The sequence below is a fragment of the Clostridium ihumii AP5 genome (assembly GCF_000612845.1).
Taxonomy (GTDB): Bacteria; Bacillota; Clostridia; order Clostridiales; family Clostridiaceae; genus Clostridium_J; species Clostridium_J ihumii.
In genome coordinates, this window is record NZ_CCAT010000086.1 from 1 (window position 1) to 16928 (window position 16928).

Consider the following 16928-nt stretch of genomic DNA (forward strand, 5'->3'; position numbering starts at 1 on the left):
CCCGCCATAGTTGTTTTACCTGCACCTTGCAATCCAACAAGCATAATAACTGAAATCCCATTAGAATTAAGTTCTAATTTACTTTCAGATTCTCCCATAAGCTTTGTTAATTCATCATTAACAATTTTTATAACTTGCTGACCTGGAGTTAAACTTTCTAAAACTTCATTTCCAAGGCACTTTTCACTGACATCTTTTACAAAGTTTTTTACTACCTTGAAATTAACATCTGCTTCAAGTAAGGCTAATTTTACCTCTCTCATGGCTTCTTTTATATCTTTTTCTGAAAGCTTACCCTTACCTTTTAACTTTTTAATAGTTTCTTGTAATTTAGAAGCTAATCCTTCAAAAGCCATAGTAGACCTCCTAAATTTCAATGATATTTTCTATAATATCATCAATTAATGTAGAATTTTTTTTATTATCTATACTTAAACTCTTTAGTTTTTCTATAATCTTTTGTTTACGATTTTCATTCTCCATACTTTTTTCTAAAAGATGAAGTTTCTCTTCATACTCTAATAAAAGATTTTCACATCTCTTTATCGTATCATGAATCGCTTGCCTACTGGTGTGAGTAATTTCTGATATTTCCTTTAATGATAAATCATCATTAAAATAAAACTCCATTACATTATTCTGTTTCTCAGTAAGCAATGGACTGTAAAAATCTAAGAGTAATGATAACTCAAATCTTTTCTCCATATAATCACCAACTCACAAAGATTATATTAACAAAAAGTTTTTTCACTGTCAAGTACTTTTACTTAACATATACATTTTTTATTAATGTTTAAATTTTTAAAATAATGCTTCAACAAATTCTTTTGAATTAAACTCTTGTAAATCATCAATTCCTTCACCAACACCAATGAATTTTACAGGTATATTTAATTGGCTCTTTATAGATATAACAACTCCCCCCTTAGCTGTACCATCTAATTTTGTTAGTACAATTCCATCAATCGGACATGCTTCCATGAATTGTTTTGCTTGTATAACTGCATTTTGCCCCGTAGTTGCATCTAAAACTAATAACGTCTCTCTATGTGCTTCACTAAATTCTCTATCTATAACTCTATTTATTTTTGCCAATTCATCCATAAGATTTTTCTTATTATGAAGCCTACCTGCTGTATCGCATATTAGTACATCTGTATTTCTAGCTTTCGCTGCTTGAACTGCATCATATACTACTGCTGCTGGGTCAGAACCTTCTTGGTGTTTTATTATATCCACGTTTGCTCTTTTACTCCAAACTTCTAATTGATCAATTGCAGCTGCTCTAAATGTATCAGCTGCTGCTAACAACACTTTATAGTTTTCATTTTTTATTTTAGTTGCTATTTTTCCTATTGAAGTTGTTTTTCCTACACCATTTACCCCAATAATAAGTTTAACTTCCGGTGTTTTTTCTGGCTTTATAGATGTAACTTCTTCACCCATCATTTCAATTATAACTTCTTTCATACATGGCTTAACCATAGCAACATCTTTTATCTTTTCTCTTTTTATCTTTTCTTTTAACTTCTCAATTATTTCTACTGATGTTTCAACACCTATATCACTTACTATTAACGCTTCTTCAAGTTCTTCATAAAGGTCATCATCTATAGTTACTGCTAAACTTAAAGCGTCAGAAACAGCACTAGCTATATTATCTCTTGTCTTTGTCAATCCTTCCTTTAATTTATCAAAAAATTTTCCAAACATAAAAATTCCTCCTTAAGTATGAGATTACAAACTATATTTATAAATTTATCAAATTTAATTTTATAGTTTTCTACATTTCCACTTATAAACTAAAATTTCATTTAACAAAGTCATAATTTCAAAATTTAATTTGTAACCATATATAATATTAAAATCATCTCTAAGTTGTAAAATCTACTGATACAACTTTAGATACTCCTTTTTCCTCCATAGTAACTCCATACAACATATCACTTGCTTCCATAGTACCTTTTCTATGTGTTATAACTATGAATTGTATATTATCTGAAAACTGTTTTAAAAACTCTGCATATCTTATTACATTAGCATCATCTAATGCAGCTTCAATTTCATCCAATATACAAAATGGAGTAGGTTTCATCTTTAATATTGCAAATAATAATGCTATAGCTGATAGAACTTTTTCTCCGCCTGATAATAAATTGATATTTTGAAGTTTTTTCCCAGGCGGTTCAACATTAATATCAATTTTTGAAGTTAATTCATCTCCATCACTTAAAATTAAATCTGCACTTCCACCTTTAAATAATTCCTTAAAAGTTTCATTGAAGTTTTTTCTAAGTTTAACAAAATTCTCCCTAAAAACTTCTCTCATTTTATCTGTCATTTCATATATTACTTGTAATAATTCATTTTTAGCATTTACTAAGTCTTCTTTTTGTGAAAGCATAAAATTATATTTTTCTTTAACCTCTTTATATTCTTCTATGGCACCAACATTAACTGATCCTAATGAAGCTATCTGCAACTTAATTGAAGAAACTTCTTCTTTTAATATATTAATATTTTCTATATCTTCTTTAAACTCTAAAGCTTCAGCATAGGTTAATTTAAATTCTTCATTTAATTTTGTAAATAAATTTTCTTTTTCTGTTTCTATTTTTGCAAGTGCCACCTGATATTTATGAAGTTCTTTTTCTATATTTTCTAATTCCAATGTTAAATCTTCTTCTTTTGCTTTTTGTTTTGTACTATCTTCTTTTAAACTTATTCTTTTTACTTCACTTTCTTCTATATTTTTTTCCATAACACTTAAATTTGAAAGTATATCTTCTATACTATTTTTATTGCTATTCAAAATTTCTTTATATTTTTCTAAGTTATCATTAAATGAAACTTTTTCCTTTTCTAAAGACTCTATTTTTAAGCTATACTCTTTTATACTTTCCTTTATTCTACTTATATCACTTTCCTTAGAGTTAAGAATCTCGTCATTTTTTGCTTTTTCAATCTTTAAATCAGTTAACTTATTTTTATGAGATTCTACAATTTCATTTCTTTCTTTTAGGCCCTCTTTAAGAATTTTACCTTCTTCTTCTATATTTTTCAAATCTTCATCTATAGTTTTTAATATTTCTTTACTATCATTCAAATCCCTAGCTATAATGCTTTCTTCCTCATTAATAGTTTTAGATAATTCAAAATTACTTTGTAAATCCTTCTGTAATTTTATACTTTCCTCTTTTATGGCATTTATTTTTTCTTCTACTTTAGTTTTCTCTATATTTTCAAAGTGAATATAATCTCTCAAATTTAAGTTTTCTTCATCTAACAACTTTATGCTATCCATTAAATTTGTTATAGTTTGATTTTTATTTTCTATATCCTTAGTAACTTCATTTAATTTTATCTTTAATTCTTCAATTTCTCTTTTTCTACCTATAACATTATTAGCTTTAGAATATATACTACCACCAGTTAATGCTCCACCAGGACTTATAACTTCTCCTGTTAATGTAACAATTTTTTGTTTATAATTAAGTACTTTAGCTATATTTAATGCATTATTCATATTATCACAAATAACAGTTTTTCCTAGCGAGTAATCAATTATCCCTTTAAACTTATCTTCAAATTTTAAAAGTTCACTTGCTATACCAATGTATCCATTCATTGATTTAACATTATTACCTAGCTCTATAACTTTTCCTTTTACAATTCCAAGCGGTAAAAATGTAGCTCTACCTAGTGATTTTTTCTTTAAATAGTCAATAAGTCTTTTAGCTTGATCTTCATTTTCTGTTATAATATTAGATAAACTTCCACCTAATGCAATTTCTATAGCTGTTTCAAACTTTTTATCAACTTCAATAATTTCACCTAATATGTAGCAATTACCTTTTAAATTTTCCACTTTACCTTGGTCAACATGTTGCATTAAGGTTTTTACTGATCGGTTGTATCCTTCATATTGCTTTTCTAAATTTACAAGCATATTTAAATTTGCATCTACTCTATTAGATGTAGCAACTAATTCCCTTAACTTCTTCTCTTCTATTGTATGACTATGTCTAAGCTTCCCTATTTCATTTTTATTTACTTTCACTTGTTCTTCATAATTATTTATTTTTTTAGATATATTTTCTTTTTCATTCTCTAAAACATTTTTTGTACTTTTATTTATTTTTATAGAGCTCTCAATACTTTCTATCTCATATTTTAAGCTTTCTATTTTTTGCTTAATACTTTCTATTTTATTATTAAAAATAACAATGTTATTATTTTGTTTATTTTTTTCTAAATTTAACTTGTCTTTTGTTCTTTCATTTTCTTCAAGTTTTTTATTTTCTTTTAAGTTATCTCCTAATATATCTTCAACTGCATCTTCTTTTTCTTTTATTTTGTTTTCTATACTAGTTTTTAACTCTAAAAACTTTTTCAATTCATCTTCTGCTTTACAAAGACTTTCAGAAACTTCATTTAATCTGTTTCCTATTTCCTCTCTCTCTTTACCAATTTTTATAATTGATTCATTTATAACTTGTATTCTCTCTTCTAATATTTTTATTTCTGATAATACTTGCTGATGTTTAGATTTATTATTATAAAATTCTTGCTTATCCCTTGATATATTAACTTCAAATTCCTCTAATATTTTTGTTTGTTCTTCTACTTTTGACTTTAACTTTCGTCTCTCATCTAACTTTTCTTGTAATTCTCTATTTATAACTTCGCACTGACCTTTATAACTAGATATCTTAATGTGATTTTTTTCTATAAAGTCAATGATAATATTTATCTCACTAACCTTTAAATCTTGGGATAACTCTAAAAATTTTGTAGCTTTATCACTTTCCATTTTTAAAGGTTCTATTCTTTCTTCATAAGTTCCTAAAATATCATCTATCCTCACTAAGTTCTGCTCAGTATTTTCTAGCTTTCTCTCAGATTCCTCTTTTCTGTTCTTATACTTAACTATTCCTGCTGCTTCCTCAAGAAGTTTTCTTCTTTCTTCTGGCTTTCCGCTCAAAATAGCATCTATTTTTCCTTGACCTATAATAGAATATCCTTCTTTTCCTATACCTGTATCCATAAAAAGATTTTGTACATCTCTTAATCTGCATATAGTATTGTTTATAAGATATTCACTTTCCCCTGAACGATATAATCTTCTAGATATAACTACTTCTGAATATTCTACAGCTAGTTCTGAATCTGAATTATCAAGAATTAACGAAACTTGTGCAAGTCCTACAGGCTTTCTAAATTGAGTTCCTGCAAAAATTACATCTTCCATTTTGTCTCCTCTTAAATTTTTAACACTTTGCTCACCTAAAACCCATCTTACTGCATCTGATATATTACTTTTTCCACTTCCATTTGGCCCTACAACTGCTGTTATTCCATTTTTAAATACTAATTCTGTCTTATCTGCAAAGGATTTAAATCCTCTTATTTCAATAGATTTTAAAAACATCTATAATTTCTCCTAATATCTTATTATTAATGGCATAACAATTCCTAAAATCATTACTACTGAAATAACTGTGGCCATTATTTTAATCATTTTTTCCCTTTTTTTCTTATTCATAATATATTACCTCTTTCCTTTTCTTTTTTATAGGGCTTTAAGTCAAACTCTAAACACTTTTAAACTTAATGCTCCCCTAAAATATTTTAACTTCAACATTAAATTTTATTATCATCCTTTAATTGTATTGAATACTTTTTAAATCGTTTTTTCCTATATATTCTATAATTAAAAATTTATTTGTTTATTTCTATAAAAAACTTCAGTTTTATTTTGACTATTCTCATTTTCCTATACACCATATTTATTATATTATAATATATAAATTGTACAAGTCATATAAAAAAAATAACAAGTTATCCGCAACTTTTTTAATATTATAATATAAATGTGTTAATTTTACATTTTATTGTAATATCAATTGCATATAACTAGTTATTTTCATAATTAATTAAATTTTATTTTACTATAATACATCTAGTTCACTTACTAATACATCTTTATCAATAAAGTTTAACTCAATGCTACCTCTTTTTATCTTATCATCTTGATAAACTTTCAATTTGGATTTATTAATATTCTTTAACATATCATTAAAATATCTCTTCTTATTTGCATATAGTTTAGATATATCTTTAGGATTAATCTTCAAACTGTTAAGTTCTCCATTTATAGATACATATTTCAATATCAAATCCTTATATATAGAAGACTCAACAAGTTCTCTAAATGCTGGATGGAATGGGCCTTCAACTATTTCTTTATCATAATTTATCTCTTCTGTTGGTTGCAATCCTATTCTTATAACATTTATGCCATTTGCTGCATACATTTTATAAATGTTTTTACTTATCTCAACAGCTTCATCTAAAGTGTATGGACTATACTCTTTTCTCTCTAACAAAAGCTCCATAGGTGTATTTTTTATAACTAAAGATGGATAAATCCTACATATATCTGGCTTCATTTCAATGCTCTTTCTTGCAGTATTTATATCTTTTTCCTCAGTATCACCAGGAAGTCCTAACATTATTTGATGCCCTAATGTAAAACCATATTCTTTTATTAGCTTAGATGCCTTTTCTACATCTTCTGCACTATGTCCTCTTCCACTTTTTATTAAAACTTCATCATCAAGAGATTGAACTCCTAATTCTATTATATCTGCATCATATTGTTTTAAATTCTCAAGTATAAATTCATCTATATAATCTGGACGCGTTGACATTCTTATATATTTAATTTTTCCAATATCCTTAAATTCCTTAGCAACTTTTAAAAGTTCTCTTTGTTTATTTATATTTATAGCTGTAAATGTTCCTCCAAAGAATGATACCTCTATTGTTGCATTAGTGTGATCTATAGTTTCTAAATATTCTTCTATAGTTCTTCTTACATACTCACCATCAATTTTTTGTTGAATTCCTGTTATACTGTTTTGATTACAAAATACACAAGTATGTGGACATCCTTCATGTGGAACAAATATAGGTATTATATAATGGTTTTTACTCATCTTTTATCTCCTTGCCTAAAACTACTTCTTTAGCTGCATTTTGTTCTGCTTCTTTTTTACTATATCCTACACCTTGACCTTTAGAACTCCCATTTATAACAACTTCTACATAAAATAATCTTCTATGAGGTGGTCCTTCAAATTTTAAAAGATTATATACTATACTTACCTCACCATTTTTTTGTAAATTTTCTTGTAGTTTAGTTTTATAATCTATAATAATTTCATTTTTCATAGCTTTTTCAATTATGACATTGAAATTTTCTAGAATAAACTTACGTGCAACTTCAAGTCCTCTATCTAAATAAACCGCCGCTATTATTGCTTCTACAGCATCCGCTAAAATAGATGTTCTAGTTCTTCCCCCTGTAAGTTCTTCTCCCCTGCTCATAGTTATGTAATTTCCTAAATCCCACTTTTTAGCTACTTCATATAAAGAATTTTCACAAACAATTAAAGATCTCACCCTTGTTAAATATCCTTCACCCTCTTTTTCATTATTATTAAATAAATACTCAGATATGACAAGTTGTAAAACCGAGTCTCCTAAAAATTCTAATGTTTCGTTATATTCAACACCTTTTTTTTGATTAGCATATGAACTATGTGTAATTGCTTTTTGTAAAAGCCTTATATTGTTCATATCTATACCTAACTTTTCTTTTAATTCTACTGTAGTTTGCCTAATTTTCATTACTTTTCTCCTTTTAGGAGTGTATTCCTCAGCTTATTATAAATTTAATAAGTTGAGGAAAAAACTCCCTGTTATCTTTTTTTAGAAAATGAAGTCCCGCATCTTTACAGAACTTCATTTCAATACTTCTTCAATAGTGTATTAATTAAGTGTCATTTCTGCACTTTTCAAATATAATTCTACATCTAAGTTTTTCTAAATATAGAATAATTATTCTTCTATACGTGTTTTTAAATACTCAGTTACATCTCCAACTGTAGATATTTTTTCAGCATCTTCATCTGGAATTTCAATATCAAACTCTTCTTCTAAAGCCATTATTAATTCAACTATGTCTAAAGAATCTGCACCTAAATCATCTATAAATGAAGACTCTAATGTGATTTCCTCTGGATTAATACTTAATTGTTCTGCTATTTTTTCTCTAATTTTTTCAAACATTTACTTCAGCCTCCTAATAATATATAACATGTCATTATTAATATTAAAATATATATTAATACTAATCAATATATATTTTAATATTAAATACATTTTAATAATATACTTAAAATTTTCAAAATTATTCACTATTTACAGATTATTCATTCCTTGTTGATTTTCTAATTCAGCTTGAATTTTTTCAACCACTTTATTATCATATGTCTTTTTTGCTTGCCTTATAGCATTTTTAAAGGCTTTAGCATTGGAACTACCATGTGCTTTGATACAAATCCCTTTAACACCTAAAAAAGCTGCTCCGCCTTCTTCTGTATAATCAAAATCTTTTTTTATCTTTTTGAATGCTGGTTTCACAAGCATAGCACCTATTTTAGTTCTCATAGTACTCATTAGATTACTCTTTATTATAGAAAATAAATTTGATGTAACACCTTCATACATTTTTAGAACTGTATTTCCTACAAATCCATCACACACCAATACTTGAACATCACCTGATGTAATATCTCTCGGTTCTACATTACCCACAAAATTCAATGAAGTTTCCTTTAAAAGTTTATGTGCATTTTTAGTAAGCTCATTTCCTTTTTCTTCTTCTGCTCCAATATTTATAAGCCCAACCTTTGGATTTTTAAAATTTAATACACTCTCATAATAAATTTTTCCCATAAGCGCAAATTGCACTAAATAATGAGGCTTACATTCAGCATTAGCACCTGTATCTGCAACCATAAAAGGTCCATTTAATCCTGGCATAACTGGTGCTAAAACAGGTCTATCTATCCCTTTTATTCTGCCAACAATAAGAGTACATCCTGCCAAAAACGCACCTGTGCTTCCTGCAGATATTATTCCATCTACTTCTTTGTTTTTTAGTAAGTTTAATGCCTTATTGATACTTGAGTCCTTTTTTCTCTTTATAGCCATTACAGGATGCTCATTAGGACTTATAACCTCTGTTGCATCTAATACTGTTATTCTATTTTTATCATATTGGTATTTTGATAATTCCTCTTTTATAGTCTTTTCTGGTCCAGTAATAACTATTTCTATATCATTAAACTCATTTACAGCCATCACAGTGCCTTCTACAACTGCTGATGGTGAATTATCTCCACCCATGCCATCTACTGCAAATTTCATAGATTAAATCCTCACTTATTCTATAAATTAATTATATTACAATATAAAAATATTTCCACTATCTTTAAGCTACTTTATATTTAATATATCATGTAAAAATATTATATAAAAAATAAAAGAAAGTCAAGTGACTTTCTTTTATTATTTATCAGTTGAAACAACTTCTCTATTTTTGTAATATCCACAGCTCTTGCAAACTCTGTGCGCAAGTTTCATTTCATGACATTGAGGACATTCAACTATTCCTGGTAAACCAAGTTTAAATGTTTGTGCTCTTCTTGAATCTCTTCTAGCTTTAGAGAACTTTCTCGCAGGATTTCCCATTGTAACACCTCCTTATGAGTTAGAAAATAATTCCTTTAATTTTGCCAACCTGGGATCAATATCTTCATTATTGCATTTGCACTCTGAAGAATTTAAGTTCGTTCCACATTGTTGGCATAATCCCTTACAACTTTCACTGCAAAGTCTTTTTACAGGAAGTTCTAATACTAAACTATTTTCTATGATTTGGTAAAGATTTAATTTATCGATATCAATTAAGATAATCTCTGCATCATCGTTATTAATAGTATCTGAAAGCTTTTCTTTTATATCTATTGAAATACTCTTAGAAAAACTATCATTACATCTTGAACACGCTAATAAAACTTCTGTTTCTGCTTTACCTGTTAAATCAAATATTCCATCTACATATCTCACAGATCCATTAAATTTTATAGGCCTTAAAAACTTTACGATTTCACCATTATCATTGAAATATTCTTTACAAATTTCTAGATTTAGTTCTTTTCTTCCATGTTTTTTATTTTTTAATTCTGAAAGGTCTATGTACATATTTTTCGCTCTGAAAAACATTATATATTTTTCTCATATGAATTTCATCCATATATAAATGAATTTTGTCCATACATAATGTGAATAACTTCACATAGCTCGAGCAATAGCTACTTCGCCCCTCCTTATTTTTCATTCAAGACTTTACTATTTTCAAACATAAGTTATTATATAAATTATATCTATAAAAGTCAATAGTTAATTATTAAATATAATAATATTATATTTTCAAAAATATCGTTGAAGCAAACCCTAAACTTAATTTTTATAATTAAATTTAGGTTTGCTTTTTATATTAAGAGAAATATAAATTATTTTGCAGTTAAAGTTTTAGTATCTCTTGCTATCATTAACTCTTCATTTGTTGGTATAACAAATACTTTAACTGTAGCATCTGAAGTACTTACTTCAACAGATTTTCCTCTTACATTGTTTTTCTCAGAATCTACTTTTATTCCCATAAATTCTAAACCTTGGCATATTGCTTCTCTTGTTGTTGGAGAATTTTCACCAAGTCCAGCTGTAAATACAACTGCATCAACTCCACCCATAGCTGCAGCATATGCACCTATAGTTTCTCTTACTCTGAAGTTGTAAACATCTAATGCAAGCTCTGCTCTTTTATTTCCTTCTTTAGCTGCATTTTCTATATCTCTGAAGTCACTGCTTACTCCTGAAATTCCTAAAACACCTGATTGTTTGTTGAATAAGTTATCAACTTCATCAGCAGTCATATTTTCTTCTCTCATTAAGAACATAGCTATAGCAGGGTCTATGTTTCCACATCTTGTTCCCATTGCTATACCTTCAAGTGGAGTGAATCCCATACTTGTATCAACAACTTTTCCACCTTTTACAGCAGCTAAGCTAGCACCGTTTCCTAAGTGGCAAGTTATTATTTTTATATCTTCTATGTTTTTTCCCATCATTTCTGCTGCTTGAGCTGAAACAAATTTGTGAGATGTTCCGTGGAAACCATATTTTCTTATTCCATGTTTTTCATAAAGTTCATATGGTAATGGATAGATATAAGCTTCTTCTCCCATAGTTTGGTGGAATGCTGTATCAAATACTCCTACCATTGGTGTAGTTGGCATTAATTCTTTACAAGCATTAATTCCTATTATGTTTGCTGGGTTATGAAGTGGTGCAAGTTTTATGCACTCTTCTAATTTAGCCATTACGTCATCTGTTATTACTACTGATGATGCATATTTTTCTCCTCCATGAACAACTCTGTGTCCAACAGCATTGATTTCACTCATGCTAGTTATTACTCCATGCTCTTTATCAGTTAAAGCATCTATAACGTGTTGTATAGCTTCTTTATGTGTTGGCATTGGTTCCTGTATTATGTATTTATCTCTTCCTGGAACCTTTTGAGTTAATATTGAACCTTCAATTCCTATTCTTTCTACTAATCCTTGAGCTATAGCTTCTTCATTTTCCATATTTATTAATTGGTATTTTAATGAAGAACTTCCGCAGTTAATTACAAGTACTTTCATTGTAATTCCTCCTTAAACTTAAACTAATTTTTAATTTAATAAATAAACTAATAATTTTTTTATTAGTTTATTTATTTTATTTTAGATTATAAATAAATTTACAATCATGCTTTATAGTATATAATATTTTTTTTACTTATTGCAAGCATTTTGAGCTTGAATAGCTGTTATTGCTACAACATTTACTATATCGTCTACGTTGCATCCTCTTGATAAATCATTTATTGGTTTTGCAAAACCTTGACAAACTGGTCCTATAGCATTTGCTTTTGCAAATCTTTGAACTAATTTGTATCCTATGTTTCCAGCTTGTAAATCTGGGAATACTAATACATTAGCATTTCCTGCAACTTTACTATTTGGAGCTTTTTGGTTTGCAACTTTTTCAACTATAGCTGCATCTAATTGTAATTCTCCATCAATTTCAAGATCTGGTCTTTGAGATTTTGCAATTTCTGTTGCTGTTCTAACTTTATCTACATTTTCATGTTTAGCACTTCCCATAGTTGAAAATGATAACATTGCAACTTTAGGATCTATATTACATAATGCTTTAGCATTTTCTGCAGTACTTATTGCTATTGATGCTAATTCTTCTGCATTTGGATTTGGATTTACAGCACAATCTGCAAATAATAAAGTTCCTTCTGTACCGTATTCACAATTTGGAACCTCCATAACAAAAAAGCTTGAAACTACTTTTATTCCTGGAGCTGTCTTTATTATTTGAAGACCTGGACGTAATAAATCTCCTGTGCTATGTACTGCACCTGAAACTAATCCGTCAACATCATCCATTTTAACCATCATTGTTCCAAAATAAACTGGATCTTTTACTGTTTCTAAAGCCTTCTCAATTGTAACACCTTTATTTTTTCTTAATTCATAAAATGCTTCAGAATATTTTTGTGTTAAATCAGAAGTTGCTGGATCCACTATTTCTATTCCCTCTAAGTTTACACCAAGTTCTTTAGCGTTATTTTTTATCGTTTCAGTACATCCTACTAAAACAACTTCTGCTAATTTATTTTTAACTATTATTTCAGCAGCTTTTAAGTTTCTTTCTTCGTCACCTTCTGGTAAAACTATTTTTTTCATATCTTGTTGAGCTAATTTCCATATTTTATCTACAAAACTCATTTCAAATTCTCCTTTCGATAGAAACTTTAATACCTTATTAATATACCCCTTTTTCAATATAGTTTTCAACCTTTAAGTAAAATTTTATTCATAAAATATGGTTTTTTTTAAAATATATTATATAAAAATGTGAAATATTAGATTATATCTTAATCTCAACCGCAATTTGTTGAATTTTCTGTCATACATTTTATTATTTTTATGTTTAATATATTAAATTTATTTCACTTTAACTAGTATATTTTAAATTTATTTATCAAAATATTAAAAAAACTAAAATTGCATATTTATATTATTGTAATATTCTATTTTTTTATTGTTAATTTTTTATTTTGTAATTTATTTAAGTATATAACCTATATAAAATTTAAAAACTTTGATATACTAAATTTTATAATAATCTATATTAAAATAACGGAGTGATTAATGATGAAATTAGCTGGAATTATAGCTGAATATAATCCTATGCATAATGGGCATATTTATCATATAAATAAAACAAAAGAATTGACCAATTGTGATGGTATTGTAGCTGTTATAAGTGGAAATTTCAACCAAAGAGGTATTCCTTCAATAATTGATAAATATGAAAAAACCCTTATGGCACTAAATAACGGTATTGATTTAGTACTTGAGCTTCCAACTATTTATGCAGTATCATCTGCTGAATTTTTTGCTTTTGGTGCTATTAGCCTTTTAAATAATCTTAATATGATTGACAGTATTTGTTTTGGAAGTGAATATGGTTCTACCGATATATTATATAAAATATCAGAGATTTTAACGAGGGAGCCAAAAGAATTTAAAGAATTACTTAGATTAAAACTTGATGAAGGTTCATTATTTCCAACCGCTAGGTCTTACGCTCTTGAAAAATATTTTAACCAATATATTGATTCATCATGTGAGAATATATCATCTATAGTAAATTCATCTAATAATATTTTAGGTATTGAATATATAAAATCAATTTTACGAATTAACAGTCCTATAAAATCATACACAATCAAAAGAGAAGGTAGTAATTATAATGACCAAATTTTAGATAACAAATTTTCTAGTGCTACTTCTATTAGAAATTCGCTTATGAATAATTGTGATATCGACCTATTAAAAAATCATATACCAAATTATAATTTTGAGCGTTTTAAACACTTAAAAGATATTAATTATGATTTTACATTTGACTTTGAAATTTTGCCTTTTATAAAGTACAAATGCCTTACAAATCCAAAATCACTTGAAAATATACCTGATGTTTCAGAGGGAATACATAATAAAATTGAAAAATCTTTACTTAACAATTTTAATTATTATGATGTTCTTGAAAATATCAAAAGCAAAAGATACACTCTTACTAGAATTAGTAGAATACTATGTCAATATTTTATAGGGTTTGACACTTTTAATTGTAATTATTTAAGAACGCAACCTTGCAGTTATGCTAAAATTTTAGGAATGAATACAACTGGTAAAAAAATATTAAAACTTTTAAAATCAACTTCTTCAATACCATTGTATACAAAATTACCTAAAACTTATAATAATTCACTTTCATTAGATTTGCAGGCTTCAAAAGCATATAGTTTAATAAATAATAATTATAGATATAATGAAGATTTTTTAAAGAGTCCTATAATATTAAATAATATTTAATTAAAAATGCAGGAATTTATTTTTATTAAATTCCTGCATTTTTAATTTATTTTTATAATAAATCATATTCAGAACCTAATTTAAATATATTTTTAATATGTACAAGTATTAAGGTGGTGATTACTATTGAATATTTTTTCTTTTTTTCTTCTATTATGTTTTATATTATGTATGTATATAACAATAAAAAAACATGGGTCTAATCTACTTATAACCATGCTTTGCACTTTTATAATTATATACATAATTGTAAACCCAAAAGATTGTATAAATTACACTATTTCTGGCACTAAACTTTTTTTCTATTCAGTTTTTCCATCACTTTTTCCATTCTTAATTTTAATAAATATAATTATATCTTGTGGTGGTATTAACGTTTATTCTAAGTTGTTTGGTAACGTAATTTGCAAACCTTTAGGTCTACCTAAAACTTGCAGTTTAGCCATTATAATAAGTTTATTTTGTGGTTATCCACTTGGTGCTAAATATTCTTCTGACCTTCATGAAAAAAATTTAATTAATTTTAAAACTTATGAGAGATTACTAAATATAGCATCTAATGGTAGTCCTTTATTTATAATTGGTGCAGTTGGAACTTCAATGCTTTCTAACTCTAAACTAGGATATATACTTTTACTTTCTAATTGTTTATCTTGTATAGTAATGGGCCTTATATTACCAAATAAATTCAGATTAAAAGATTATAAGCCATACGTTAACTCTAATCAATCCAAAAGTAATATTAATTTAGGTTTATCTTTTAAGAATGCCATAGAAGACTCCATAAAAACAGTACTTTCTATCGGAGGCTTTATAATTATTTTTTCTGTATTTATAAACATAATAAAAGACAATGCTCTATTTAGCATTGCCACAGAAAACATTTCTAATTTTTTCAATATACCAAGCGAAATTATAAAAGGATTATCTTTAGGTATGATTGAATTAACTAATGGTTGTAGTATTATATGCACAAGTAATCTTTCTACTAGTATTAAATTAATAATACTAAGTTTTTTAATTGGATTTAGCGGCATTTCTATAACCTCTCAAGTTTATTCAATGATATATAAATTTAAAATAAATATGAAAAAATATCTATTTTTAAAAACCATCCAAGGTATAATAAGCAGTGTTATTACAGCAATTTTATGTAATGTGTCCATCTTAAATTTCTCTTCTTTAGAGACTTTTTCACCTAGCATCAACTATAACACTACTGCTTCTCACCTTTATATTATTACTATTCTTATAATTATTTTGCCATTTATAATTTCACTTAAAAGGAAGTTATCTAAACTCTCCTAGTTCTTTAATATTATCTATTATAGTGGATGTTGTACCTTGAAAATCTTCATATATACTTCTAAGTGTCATATCCACTTCTTTGTTTACTTTTAAAATCATTGACTCACTCTTTAAATCTATTTCTCTTTGTAATCTTGTAAGTATTTCATCTACATAATCAACAGTACCTGATTTTAATTCCTTTGAAAACTGATTTGCTTCTGCTTTTATTTTTCTTGCTTCCATATTTGCTTCATTTAAAACTTCATTTGCTCTAAGTTCTGCTTTTTTCAATATATCAGCATTTTCAAATTGCTTTTGTATTATTATAGATGCTTCCTTTTTCATCTCTTCTGCTTCTTTTCTAGCTGCTAAAAATATTTCTTCTCTTTTTTCTACAATCATTTTTGCTTCTTCAAATTCTTGAGGCAAATTTTCTTTTATTTCTGCAGTTATTTTTAATAATTCATTTTTGTTTATACTTACTTTTCCTAATAAATTACTTGATGTCTTTGCTGTTTTTTCTAGATAGTCTATTAATTCTAATATATTGTTGACTTTTCTATCCATAAACTAATCCCTCCTTTTAGTTTTAGTATATAGAAAAAATAGATAACCAATTTCACAAAATAAATTTGAGTACATTCAAAAGTTCATATAAATAGTTTGATCTATTCAATATTTCTGCAAATAATTCATTACACAAAATTAATCATTACGTTGGTTTGTTATTTTTTGAATACACCTTAGCTCTAGCCTTAACTTCTTCTTGCGTTTCTTCTGGAACTAAATCTTCAAGACATCCTCCAAATAATGCAACTTGTTTTATTGAAGAAGAACTTAAATATGAATACTTTGCATTTGTAATCATAAAAAATGTCTCCTTATCTCTATTTAACTTCTTATTCATTAGTGCCATTTGAAATTCATAATCAAAATCAGACATAGATCTTAAACCTTTTACTATTACGTCTACATCTTCTTCTTCCATAAAATCAACAAGAAGGCCAGTAAAGTTTTTTACTTTTACATTTTTAATGTTTTTAGTAACTTTTTCTATTTGCGATACTCTCTCATCAATACTAAACCATCCCTTTTTATCAGGATTTATAAGCACTGCTACTATAACCTCATCAAATATACTTGAAGCTCTCTTTATTATATCTAAATGTCCTTTTGTAATAGGATCAAAACTCCCTGGGTATACCGCTTTTTTCATTC

At 27.0% G+C, this 16928-nt stretch carries 16 protein-coding genes; 2 read left to right on the plus strand and 14 right to left on the minus strand.

Features of this window, described 5'->3' with window-relative positions; genetic code table 11:
- From BN346_RS19070 to pta, 12 genes are all read right to left on the minus strand, one after another.
- On the minus strand, positions 1-356 hold a 356-nt coding region (locus tag BN346_RS19070; protein WP_040330691.1), incomplete at its 3' end, for a signal recognition particle receptor subunit alpha.
- A 10-nt stretch (positions 357-366) separates the two neighbouring features.
- Entirely contained in the window at positions 367-705 is a 339-nt protein-coding gene (locus tag BN346_RS19075) for a putative DNA-binding protein (RefSeq protein ID WP_040330692.1), read from the minus strand.
- 96 nt (positions 706-801) lie between these two features.
- Positions 802-1713 (minus strand): signal recognition particle-docking protein FtsY, encoded by a 912-nt coding sequence (ftsY, locus tag BN346_RS19080; protein WP_040330693.1) that lies wholly within the window; start codon positions 1711-1713, stop codon positions 802-804.
- Between the two features lie 160 nt (positions 1714-1873).
- Positions 1874-5431 carry a chromosome segregation protein SMC gene (gene smc, locus BN346_RS19085; RefSeq protein WP_040330694.1) on the minus strand — a complete coding sequence of 1186 codons (3558 nt, stop codon included), beginning with the start codon at positions 5429-5431 and terminating at the stop codon, positions 1874-1876.
- A 520-nt stretch (positions 5432-5951) separates the two neighbouring features.
- Positions 5952-7001 (minus strand): elongator complex protein 3, encoded by a 1050-nt coding sequence (locus BN346_RS19090; RefSeq protein ID WP_040330695.1) that lies wholly within the window; start codon positions 6999-7001, stop codon positions 5952-5954.
- Positions 6994-7695, minus strand: coding sequence for a ribonuclease III (gene rnc / locus BN346_RS19095; protein ID WP_040330697.1), 702 nt, complete (start codon positions 7693-7695; stop codon positions 6994-6996). Before rnc ends, BN346_RS19090 begins: the two co-directional genes overlap by 8 nt.
- A gap of 210 nt (positions 7696-7905) precedes the next feature.
- The gene (gene acpP / locus BN346_RS19100; protein ID WP_040330698.1) at positions 7906-8136 is read right to left on the minus strand and encodes an acyl carrier protein; all 231 of its coding nucleotides are present in this window, start codon (positions 8134-8136) and stop codon (positions 7906-7908) included.
- A gap of 132 nt (positions 8137-8268) precedes the next feature.
- Positions 8269-9279: a phosphate acyltransferase PlsX gene (plsX, locus tag BN346_RS19105; RefSeq protein ID WP_040330699.1), complete on the minus strand. Its 1011-nt coding sequence runs from the start codon at positions 9277-9279 to the stop codon at positions 8269-8271.
- A 141-nt stretch (positions 9280-9420) separates the two neighbouring features.
- A complete protein-coding gene (gene rpmF / locus BN346_RS19110) occupies positions 9421-9603 on the minus strand; it encodes a 50S ribosomal protein L32 (RefSeq protein WP_040330700.1) in 183 nt (60 codons plus the stop codon).
- Positions 9604-9615: 12 nt separating this feature from the next.
- Positions 9616-10116, minus strand: coding sequence for a YceD family protein (locus BN346_RS19115; RefSeq protein WP_040330763.1), 501 nt, complete (start codon positions 10114-10116; stop codon positions 9616-9618).
- A 311-nt stretch (positions 10117-10427) separates the two neighbouring features.
- A complete protein-coding gene (locus tag BN346_RS19120) occupies positions 10428-11624 on the minus strand; it encodes an acetate kinase (protein ID WP_040330701.1) in 1197 nt (398 codons plus the stop codon).
- Positions 11625-11756: 132 nt separating this feature from the next.
- Positions 11757-12764, minus strand: a complete 1008-nt coding sequence (gene pta / locus BN346_RS19125; protein WP_040330702.1) for a phosphate acetyltransferase — start codon at positions 12762-12764, stop codon at positions 11757-11759.
- A 426-nt stretch (positions 12765-13190) separates the two neighbouring features.
- Here pta and BN346_RS19130 point away from each other — a divergent pair, with 426 nt between their 5' ends.
- The gene (locus BN346_RS19130) at positions 13191-14420 is read left to right on the plus strand and encodes a nucleotidyltransferase (protein ID WP_341350029.1); all 1230 of its coding nucleotides are present in this window, start codon (positions 13191-13193) and stop codon (positions 14418-14420) included.
- Positions 14421-14636: 216 nt separating this feature from the next.
- Positions 14637-15728 (plus strand): sporulation integral membrane protein YlbJ, encoded by a 1092-nt coding sequence (ylbJ, locus tag BN346_RS19135; protein ID WP_423219661.1) that lies wholly within the window; start codon positions 14637-14639, stop codon positions 15726-15728.
- Here the strand turns inward: ylbJ and BN346_RS19140 are convergent.
- Both BN346_RS19140 and coaD read right to left on the minus strand, forming a co-directional pair.
- The gene (locus BN346_RS19140; RefSeq protein ID WP_040330705.1) at positions 15711-16277 is read right to left on the minus strand and encodes a hypothetical protein; all 567 of its coding nucleotides are present in this window, start codon (positions 16275-16277) and stop codon (positions 15711-15713) included. The two genes, ylbJ and BN346_RS19140, sit on opposite strands and share 18 nt — an antisense overlap.
- 145 nt (positions 16278-16422) lie before the next feature.
- The gene (gene coaD / locus BN346_RS19145; RefSeq protein WP_040330706.1) at positions 16423-16926 is read right to left on the minus strand and encodes a pantetheine-phosphate adenylyltransferase; all 504 of its coding nucleotides are present in this window, start codon (positions 16924-16926) and stop codon (positions 16423-16425) included.
- Positions 16927-16928: the final 2 nt, after the last annotated feature.

Coding starts and splice junctions, on each gene's coding strand:
- BN346_RS19075 (WP_040330692.1), bottom strand. CDS start 705: ATGGAGAAAAGATTTGAGTTATCATTACTCTTAGATTTTTACAGTCCA.
- ftsY (WP_040330693.1), bottom strand. CDS start 1,713: ATGTTTGGAAAATTTTTTGATAAATTAAAGGAAGGATTGACAAAGACA.
- smc (WP_040330694.1), bottom strand. CDS start 5,431: ATGTTTTTAAAATCTATTGAAATAAGAGGATTTAAATCCTTTGCAGAT.
- BN346_RS19090 (WP_040330695.1), bottom strand. CDS start 7,001: ATGAGTAAAAACCATTATATAATACCTATATTTGTTCCACATGAAGGA.
- rnc (WP_040330697.1), bottom strand. CDS start 7,695: ATGAAAATTAGGCAAACTACAGTAGAATTAAAAGAAAAGTTAGGTATA.
- acpP (WP_040330698.1), bottom strand. CDS start 8,136: ATGTTTGAAAAAATTAGAGAAAAAATAGCAGAACAATTAAGTATTAAT.
- plsX (WP_040330699.1), bottom strand. CDS start 9,279: ATGAAATTTGCAGTAGATGGCATGGGTGGAGATAATTCACCATCAGCA.
- rpmF (WP_040330700.1), bottom strand. CDS start 9,603: ATGGGAAATCCTGCGAGAAAGTTCTCTAAAGCTAGAAGAGATTCAAGA.
- BN346_RS19115 (WP_040330763.1), bottom strand. CDS start 10,116: ATGTACATAGACCTTTCAGAATTAAAAAATAAAAAACATGGAAGAAAA.
- BN346_RS19120 (WP_040330701.1), bottom strand. CDS start 11,624: ATGAAAGTACTTGTAATTAACTGCGGAAGTTCTTCATTAAAATACCAA.
- pta (WP_040330702.1), bottom strand. CDS start 12,764: ATGAGTTTTGTAGATAAAATATGGAAATTAGCTCAACAAGATATGAAA.
- BN346_RS19130 (WP_341350029.1), top strand. CDS start 13,191: ATGATGAAATTAGCTGGAATTATAGCTGAATATAATCCTATGCATAAT.
- ylbJ (WP_423219661.1), top strand. CDS start 14,637: ATGCTTTGCACTTTTATAATTATATACATAATTGTAAACCCAAAAGAT.
- BN346_RS19140 (WP_040330705.1), bottom strand. CDS start 16,277: ATGGATAGAAAAGTCAACAATATATTAGAATTAATAGACTATCTAGAA.
- coaD (WP_040330706.1), bottom strand. CDS start 16,926: ATGAAAAAAGCGGTATACCCAGGGAGTTTTGATCCTATTACAAAAGGA.